Raw genomic sequence first — 1,717 nt, forward strand, 5'->3', positions numbered from 1 at the left:
AGCGGGCCAGGAGTCGCAACAGCTCGCGGTCGTCGTCAACGATCAGAACGTGCGGGGATTCCTGCATGGGCGCCGCCTCGGTCGTCCCCGATCAGGGTAGAGTTAGCACTCGGGTGCCCGAGTGCGAGCTGCGCATGGCGAACGCCTCGATCTGGGCCCGGTGCCCGGGTAGCGTCTGTGCCGCGAGCCGCACCCATCGGTCGTCCACGATCCGCTCACCTGCGGCTGCGAGCAGCCTGGCCGAGACCACCAGCGGGCTCCCGAACTCGCGGGTCAGCCGTTCGAGGCGCTCGGCCACATTCACCGTGTCGCCGATGACCGTGTACTCGAGCAGGTGCTGGTCACCCAGCGCGCCCGCGAACACTTCGCCGTAATGGCCGCCGATGCCGATGCTGACCAGAGGAAGGCCCGCCTTCTCGCGCTCCTGCGACCAACTGCCGACCGCGTCGAGCATGTCGAGCGCGCAGTTCAGCGCCCGGCGGGCGTCGTCAGCATGCGACAGCGGCGCCCCGAAGACGGCCATGATCGCGTCGCCGATGAACTTGTCGACCGTGCCATCGTGGCTGAAGATCGGTGCCGACAAGCGGCCCCGGAACTCCGACAGAAACCCGCCCAGCTCCTTCGGATCCATCGCCTCGGCCATGGCGGTGAAGCCACGGATGTCGACGAACAGCACGGCCACGCGCTGACGACTTCCCGCCAGTAACTGCTCGTCGGGACTTGCGGCCAGCCGCTCCGCCAGGTTCGGCGAGAAATAGCGTGACAGTTTGGCTGCGCGGTAGGTCTGATCGATCGATTCGAAAAGCAAACGTCTGGTTCGTTGCCCAGTCACAAGGAGAATCACGGCTGACAGGCCAACAATCGTAATTGGGAAAGCTTGGAAGAGCATGAAGTTTCCGAGCATTCCCTGATCAGCCATGCGCATGCCGTGACTGAGCGCGCCATCGCCGGCTGAAAGCAGAAAGGCGCCGGCTTCGACGGTCACGACGAACAACGCCGCAGCATAGACGACCAGCCACGGCCGGTAGCGCATCGAGGCGTGCACCATGATGACGAATACCAGGGCCGCGACCGGCATGGCGAAACTGTGGCTCGGCGGCATGCCGATCATCTGGGTCAGCAGCAGCAGCTGGATCGACACCATCACGATGTCGAAGGTGACGAACAGGTAGGGGATGGATGGATGGAAGATCCCCCGCCGGGCGAGACCGATGCCAACCAGCATCCCGACGCCGTACAGGAACAGCCACGTCGAAATATCGAGCCGATGCAGGCCCTGGTCGGTGAAGGCAACGACCGACAGTAACGACGCGCAGATGACGAGCCGGAAGAGCGCGGCGACCCGCTCGCCATCAAGCTCGGCCTGGCGCAACAGATCGCGCGTGTCAGCCACGGTCGCACGCGGCGCGCGTCCTTCCGGTTGCTGGCGTCCCTCCACGCCGTCAATCGGCACCGAAGCCCCCCGACCAGCTGTAGGAAACCGTCGCTTTCACCAAGAGCTAGGCCCCCGCTGTCGCTTGGTAGCGCCGTTCGCCACCGGCCTCAGCACGAAATTGTATCGGACTGTATCAAGCGCCGCCTCCTGAAACAGTCCGCTACCAAGTGGCCGGTCGGCGGACATTGAGCGTACCGATGACCGCGATTAGCTCCCTCGCGTAACGCCAGTCACAGAGGGACGGACACCATGAGCAACCTGCGCAGGACCCTGATCGCGGCC

At 64.8% G+C, this 1,717-nt stretch carries 1 protein-coding gene; it reads right to left on the minus strand.

All coding sequences use genetic code 11. The features are described from left to right. Nucleotides 1–91: 91 nt before the first annotated feature. Nucleotides 92–1,453: an adenylate/guanylate cyclase domain-containing protein gene (locus tag VFZ66_25070; protein HEX6292482.1), complete on the minus strand. Its 1,362-nt coding sequence runs from the start codon at nt 1,451–1,453 to the stop codon at nt 92–94. Nucleotides 1,454–1,717: the final 264 nt, after the last annotated feature.

The organism is Herpetosiphonaceae bacterium, assembly GCA_036374795.1.
GTDB lineage: Bacteria > Chloroflexota > Chloroflexia > Chloroflexales > Kallotenuaceae > LB3-1.